Annotated in this window: 4 protein-coding genes; all 4 read right to left on the reverse strand. The window is 39.7% G+C overall.

The features are described 5' to 3' along the window. Positions 1-24: 24 nt before the first annotated feature. Positions 25-477 (reverse strand): RidA family protein, encoded by a 453-nt coding sequence (locus V7137_RS20320; protein WP_335699757.1) that lies wholly within the window; start codon positions 475-477, stop codon positions 25-27. A gap of 117 nt (positions 478-594) precedes the next feature. Next, complete coding sequence (locus tag V7137_RS20325) at positions 595-1,293, reverse strand: ABC transporter ATP-binding protein (protein WP_335699758.1); 699 nt, start codon at positions 1,291-1,293, stop codon at positions 595-597. Next, positions 1,286-2,080 carry an ABC transporter ATP-binding protein gene (locus tag V7137_RS20330; RefSeq protein WP_335699759.1) on the reverse strand — a complete coding sequence of 265 codons (795 nt, stop codon included), beginning with the start codon at positions 2,078-2,080 and terminating at the stop codon, positions 1,286-1,288. Before V7137_RS20330 ends, V7137_RS20325 begins: the two co-directional genes overlap by 8 nt. Then, positions 2,070-3,039, reverse strand: a 970-nt coding sequence (locus tag V7137_RS20335) for a branched-chain amino acid ABC transporter permease (RefSeq protein WP_335699760.1), incomplete at its 5' end; no start/stop codon positions are given. The genes V7137_RS20330 and V7137_RS20335, both read right to left, overlap by 11 nt.

Here is a 3,039-nt window from a genome sequence, read left to right on the forward strand (position 1 = left end):
AAATAACCTTATTAAAAGAAGCCCTTATTCGCTGATAACAGCCTCAACATCAATCTCCATCAGCATTTCCGGCAACGCAAAGCCGCTGACTAACAATCCAGTACTACATGGATACACATCCTTAAAATGTTTGCCAATAACAGGATACACCTTACTGCGATCTTCACGATTCATCAAATACACCGTAATTTTACATATATCCTGTATGGTGCCTCCAGCCTCTTCAATCAATTGCTTTACACAGGTACATGCCATTTCGGCCTGAGCTTCTACATCACCAATTCCGTGAAAGTTTCCATCTAAGTCAAAGCCTGTTTGACCTCTTAAAAAAATACGATTTCCTGCTCTAACTGCCATACTCAACTCATTGACGATGTGGTGTTCCGGTTTTCCTAAATTTTTAGGATAAAACTGTTCTGTTTTAAACTTTCTAAATCTCTGAATCTCTACTTTTTTGGCCTCACCATGTATTGACATATATTTTTTCCTCCCTAAGATAGAATTTTATATTTAAGGAATTTCTCCTTAATTATTCCCATAAACAACCATTATATTTATTCTAGAAAATCTTGAAACATACCAATCCTCGCCAAATTATCCTAGATAGGAACGCTGGACAAGTTCGCTTTCCTTTAGTTCCTTTTGCGTCCCTTGACCTACTAACCGTCCTGCCATCAGTACATAACCTCGACTGCAAAAGTCGATGGCCATTTCTGCATTTTGATCCACTAATAAAATGGTCGTACCCTGCAGATATAATTCCATAATTTTGTCATATACCTCATATACTAGTTTCGGAGACAAACCCATAGAAGGCTCATCTAGTAATAAAAGCTTAGGCTTTGTCATCATAGCACGGGCAATGGCCAACATTTGCTGCTCACCTCCGGAAAGTAAGCCAGCAAGTTGATCTTTCCTATCGCGGAGGATTGGAAACGGCTCTGTTACTTCCAGAGCTCTCTGCTGACGTTCTTTAGCAGAAAGTGTATAACCGCCTAACAGCAAATTATCCCACACAGATAGTAACGGAAAGACATGGCGGCCTTCAGGTACAAGTGTCATACCACGGCTGACAAGCTTAAACGTTTTTTCTTTAATGATAGATTGACCAGAAAGTAGAATATTCCCGCTTTTGGGGCGGAGTTCGCCGATAATAGTTTTTAGGAGAGTGCTTTTTCCTGCACCATTGGCACCGATCACCGAAACAGCTTCCTTCTCCTCTACCATCAAACTTACATTGTCTAATGCGCATATTTGACCATAATAGGTACTAACATTTTCAACCTTAAGCATTTGCTTCAGCCCTCCCCATATAGGCTTCCAATACCGCTGGATGACTCTGAATCATTTCAGAAGGACCTTCAACCAACTTTTCTCCAAAATTAATCACTGTAATTTGGTCGGATAACGTATTCACAAGATGCATGTCGTGAGCAATAATTAAAATGGTGATGCCTTGATTATTAACCTGTGAAAATAGTTGCATCAGCTCTTTTGTTTCATTCTGATTCATTCCAGCAGTCGGCTCATCAAGTAATAATAAACGCGGATTTGTTGCTAAAGCACGGGCAATTTCTACCCGTCTTTGATTTCCATAGGATAACCGCGCAGCATACTCATGGCGCATATCCCATAGCCCCACGAATTTTAAAATTTCTGCAATTCGTTCTTTTGCTTCTCGTTCCTTGTTACGGAATCGTTTAGTACGGAATACTGCAGGCAGTAATTTTCCACCTGTCAGCAGATAGGTCCCAATAAGTACCGTTTCAAAAACGGTCATATCCGGAAATAGTCTAATATTTTGGAAGGTTCGTGAAACCCCTTGCTCCGCGATTTTATCAGGTCTCAACGAGGTAATATTTTGATTCAATAACTGAATCTCCCCTTCATCAGGAGTAATGACACCCGTAATCAGATTAAAAAGTGTACTTTTCCCAGCTCCATTTGGACCGATGATCGCATGGATAGTATTATGCTTTACAGAAAACGATAAATTGTTAACTGCCTTAACGCCCCCAAAGGATTTAGAGAGAGAATTGACGGTTAAAATGGCTGAATCATCAACAATCTTACTGCTCATAACTCAACCCCTCTTTCTCGATTACGTTTTTTTCAATTTGTAGACTTTTCTTTAGCAGACGGCGCTTTGATAGTTGAAACAATCCCATGATTCCTTTAGGAAAAAACATGATCATAATAACGATTAGAAAACCATAAATTAACATTCTTAATTCAGGTGTTTCCCTTAATGCCTCGGAAGAAACGGTGAGAATCGCCGCACCAATAATCGCTCCTGCAATCGATCCTTGTCCGCCGATCATGACCATCGTTAAAATAGTCACAGACATACCGAAGGCAAAGGTTTCAGGACTGACCACATGAAGAAAATGGGCATATAAAGTACCGGCAGCACCACAGAATGCGGACGAAATAGTAAACATAATCACTTTTGTTTTAAAAACTGGAATTCCCATCGCTTGTGCCGCCAGTTCATCATCACGGATGGCTTTGCATGCACGGCCAAACCCGGACTTGATTATTAATCTCGTTATTAAGATACCTAGATATACAAAGATTAATAGCAATGGGTAGTAGTCGTGGTATTGTATAAACGGAAATTGCAAACCTCCCAATGTTATCGTGGGAGGAGCAGAAATTCCTGCAATCCCCATTGGACCTCCCGTTAAGTCCGTCCAGTTTAAAAAAACTAGCCAGATAATTGTTCCAAACGCGAGTGTTGCCATTACAAGATATTCTTCGATTAATTTCAAACCAATAAACCCAATGATAAACCCAATTATCGCAGTGATGATAATCGAAAAAGGAAGAGTTAACCAAAATGAAAACCCTAGATTTTTAGCAAGAATCGCAGCTACATAGGCACCAATTCCAAAGAATGCTCCATGACCAACAGAAACTTGACCCGTATAACCTACAATTAAATCGAGGCCTAAAGCTAGAATGGCATAAATTAAGATCAAATTTATAACATACATAAAGTACGTATTTACAATTCCAAGCGGAAGGAGAAATAATGCA

This window comes from Neobacillus drentensis (genome assembly GCF_036962765.1).
Taxonomy (GTDB): Bacteria; Bacillota; Bacilli; order Bacillales; family Cytobacillaceae; genus Neobacillus; species Neobacillus drentensis_C.

Excerpts from the sequence above, each read along its gene's own strand:
- V7137_RS20330 (WP_335699759.1), bottom strand. The coding sequence starts at position 2,080 with ATGAGCAGTAAGATTGTTGATGATTCAGCCATTTTAACCGTCAATTCT.
- V7137_RS20320 (WP_335699757.1), bottom strand. The coding sequence starts at position 477 with ATGTCAATACATGGTGAGGCCAAAAAAGTAGAGATTCAGAGATTTAGA.
- V7137_RS20325 (WP_335699758.1), bottom strand. The coding sequence starts at position 1,293 with ATGCTTAAGGTTGAAAATGTTAGTACCTATTATGGTCAAATATGCGCA.